Here is a 3,544-nt window from a genome sequence, read left to right as displayed (position 1 = left end):
AGATCCGCCGGGCTGTCGCTCTGTTCGCGTACAGCCTCCCCCTCCGCGCCGCTCAGCTTCCAATATTTCGTTTCCATGTTCCACAAGCCCCCGGTATTTCAAAAATAACGGCCCCACCGCGTGGGGCCGCTTATCCTATATGAAAATAGTAACATATCCGTCAGCAAAACAATAGAACCTATGCCCACAGCCCTCTAATCCAGTTCCCGATCTTCAGCAGCAGGTCCCAGAGGAAGAACCGTACCTTCGGCTGCTCTGCGGGAGTATCCGCTTGGGCCGCTTCATCCGGCTGCCGATCCACCGCCAGCGCCGCTTGTTCCGCCTTTACAGCTTTGCCTTTTTCTTGTGCGGAAGCCTTGGCGGGCTTGGCCTTGGCATCGCCGGCCGGCTTCGCCGCCGCATCCCCCGAACCCGCATCGATGAAGCAAAGCGGCGGAAACAGCACGCACCACCAATTCTGACCCTCTCCTTTTCCAAGTGTTACGCGAAGAGACTCATATTCTCCGGCGGGATAAACCGTTCCCCCGTACAGCTTGGTAGGAAAGGGGACAACTCCCAGCTCGACTTTATAACCATAATCAATGCCGCGCTTGCCCAGCTCATCGCCCACCAGCTTGTTCAGCTCCGGCAAATGGTCGCGTATAACCGCACGGGCCTGTTCGAGGCTTTGCGGGTCCTCCAGCTTGTTGACCCACCCGTTCATCTGCTCCACAATTTTATCACGGAGCTGCCGCTTTACGAGCTGATCCTGCGGCCCGTCCGAATTGGCAAGAATCCGCAAGCGGATCGACTCCTTCGGAATAGGGCCGCCGCTGACGGCGGCATCGGTCTTTTGCCCCTCCCAGGCCATCATGACAAACATCAGAATACAAATTAAAATGGCAGTATACATAAAGGTCTTGCGCAGCGAGTCCTTGGCGATTCCGCTTTTAGCGTCCATTCGGGATACCCCTCTCCACTGGCTTCATGTCAGTCAGTATCCCCGGAAAGCGGAGTCCCCAAACCTATGAATCTATTTGTTTTTGCAGCACGCAGATTATTCATTTCTATAGATCATTTCAAGCAGTGTCCACGGTCAAAAATTCATCACAAAAACGAAATAACAAATAATTATATTTCTAAAAATATTTCATTTTAATGAAAAAAATTGGTTTTTATGTATCATAGAACCTCTTTGGAAGGTGTGTTACAGTTTATTTGTTTCCAAAAATTATGAAAAGAGATATACGAAAGGAATATTTTAAAAAATGGAGGATTAGTATGTTCACAAAAAAATTCAATGTCGTTTTACTTTTAATGTTACTATTAACAACCTTTTCTTTTGGAAGTTCAAGCTTTGCTGCAGAGTCACCTGAATCTAAAGCCAAGGAAGTCGTTAAAGAATTTCTTGTCGCGATGGATAATGGAGATATTAATAAGGCTTTAGAGTTAGTTGTGGATACACGTTTTTCAAACGTGAAAGAACAGATTAAAGCATATAAAGAATATAGAGATACCAGAAACTTCCGCTCACTTGAAATCGTTTCTGTGGATATTGAAAATGAAAGTTCGATCTTTGTTAAAATTAAGGATATCTCAACATCATCCGATACACAGGAGGTCATACACGTTAAAAATTATAATGGCCAGTGGAAAATTTCATTAGGAAATAGTGAAGAAAAGTCTGGAAAATCATCCGACGTTTCAATTAATACATTAGCTGACCACTTTTCATTTACTAATTTTCAATATGGGCCACATTATACTATTGATAAATTTTCAATCCCTAGTGGTGTTAGTAATGTGGTTGTACAAGGTTGGCAATACTCTAGTAATGAGTATCCTGCCAGTGCATCCTATCAACTCGCAAGATCTACATGGCTAGGTCAAGCCATTTATGGGTCCGCTGTTGATGTTGATAGTAATGGAGAATACACCATTACTCTCACAGGCGCATTCGAGGGTAGTGATTTTTGTATAAGAATTTTCGTCGGAAATAGTTCGATAATTAATGGTGCTGGTAATGTGACGTATTAATTTCTGATTTATTATTACTTAAGTTTCTAGAAAATTTTTAGTGCATATGAATTTCAAAAAAGTCCCCCAAAGAAGAGATAACCGTCAGTACTCCTTCGTAAAGAAGAAGCCTGGCGGTTATTTTTTGAAAGACTTCAACAATTTGCTGAGTGATGTCATCCCTGTCTGGCCGGAGCCGTATACGACGCCTTTGGCAAATCTTCCTCTTGCTGCTGCCCATGCAGCTTCACGCTCATTACAAGCCCGATGCTCGCCATGTTGATCAACAGCGAAGTGCCGCCGTAGCTGATAAAAGGCAAGGTAATGCCGGTTAACGGCATAAGCCCTATAAAAGCCCCGATATTCTCGAAAATCTGATACAGCATCATAGCCACAATGCCGACAATAATGAACGGCCCGCCTCTGTCCCGGCATTCGAGTGCAATCAGAATCATCCGGTGGATCAGAATAAAGTACAGGAGCAGCAGGACGGCGGAGCCGACGAAGCCGAACTCCTCGGCAATCTGGACAAAGATCGAGTCCGCATAGGCATACGGAACAAGGTTTTTCTGCACAGAGCTTCCCTGCAAATATCCTTCGCCGCTCATCCCGCCAGAGGCAATCGCCAGCTTGGCATTTCTCGTTTGATAACTATCATCAGATGAAGCCAACTGGGGCATAAGCCAAGGATCAAACCGGCTGACCAGATGATCCCTGCCGACCACTTTCTCAATAAAAGCCAAAGACTGTTCGTGATAGTTAATATAACTCCAAATTCCGGCGCCCATCGTACCGCCAATTAACAGTATGCCGATAAGAGCATGGGTAAATTTAATGTTGCCTATCCATAATAAACCGAACAAAATGATAATGTAGCTCAATGCGTTACCCAGGTCGTTCTGGGAAATAACAATACCGAACGGAAGCAGTGTCAGCAGCCCCAGCGGCACTACATCACGCCGAAACCCAAGTTTCTGCTTGTTCTTGAACACTAATACGGACGCCAAAAACAGGATTAGGATTAGTTTGAACAATTCAGCCGGCTGAAGACTCAGACCGCTAATTTCAAGCCAACCTTGCGCACCATTACGAACCTTGCCGATTAAAAATACCAGCGCCAGCAGACCGATTCCGAAAAGGTATATATAAAGCGCGTATTTGACAAGCAACCGATAATCAAGCAACGCAAGACCGAAGAAAGCGATGAATCCAAGGATGTAGTATTTGAGCATCTGGAGATGGGAACCATCCCAACCCGCCCGACCATGCGTAACGCTGTAAATCGAGAACAGACTGATCACCATCAACAGCACAAGAACAACGACGATGGAACCGTCGATTTTTTTAAACTTCTGAAGCAAGGCTCTGCCTCCCCGTGGTTTTACTGGCTTGGTCCGCGCTTGGCTCAGCTAACGGGCCGCTGGCTTTATTGTAAGGCAACGGGGTGAAAAATACCACTTTCACCGCCCCGCCTACGCCTGACGGGCAATGCCGATCACATGGCGCGGAATGCCCGCGAGATCGGGTACGGTCACGATCTCGTTCCAAT

3 protein-coding genes are annotated in these 3,544 nt (G+C 46.2%); 1 reads left to right on the top strand and 2 read right to left on the bottom strand.

The features are described from left to right. Nucleotides 1-178: 178 nt before the first annotated feature. Nucleotides 179-940, bottom strand: coding sequence for a stage II sporulation protein R (gene spoIIR / locus L692_RS0110080; RefSeq protein WP_025699517.1), 762 nt, complete (start codon nt 938-940; stop codon nt 179-181). Nucleotides 941-1,260: 320 nt separating this feature from the next. On the opposite strand from spoIIR, the gene L692_RS0110075 reads away from it, so the two are divergent. Next, nucleotides 1,261-2,016 carry a nuclear transport factor 2 family protein gene (locus L692_RS0110075; protein WP_025699516.1) on the top strand — a complete coding sequence of 252 codons (756 nt, stop codon included), beginning with the start codon at nt 1,261-1,263 and terminating at the stop codon, nt 2,014-2,016. Between the two features lie 155 nt (nt 2,017-2,171). Here the strand turns inward: L692_RS0110075 and L692_RS0110070 are convergent, their stop codons facing one another. Then, entirely contained in the window at nt 2,172-3,356 is a 1,185-nt protein-coding gene (locus L692_RS0110070) for an FtsW/RodA/SpoVE family cell cycle protein (RefSeq protein ID WP_025699515.1), read from the bottom strand. Nucleotides 3,357-3,544: the final 188 nt, after the last annotated feature.

Origin of the sequence: Paenibacillus forsythiae T98, assembly GCF_000520735.1 — a bacterium.
GTDB classification, from domain to species: Bacteria; Bacillota; Bacilli; order Paenibacillales; family Paenibacillaceae; genus Paenibacillus_AQ; species Paenibacillus_AQ forsythiae.
This window is presented reverse-complemented; position numbering and strand designations above follow the sequence as displayed.

Bases quoted from the DNA above. Each gene is read 5' to 3' on its own strand.
- spoIIR (WP_025699517.1), bottom strand. From the start codon at position 940: ATGGACGCTAAAAGCGGAATCGCCAAGGACTCGCTGCGCAAGACCTTT.
- L692_RS0110075 (WP_025699516.1), top strand. From the start codon at position 1,261: ATGTTCACAAAAAAATTCAATGTCGTTTTACTTTTAATGTTACTATTA.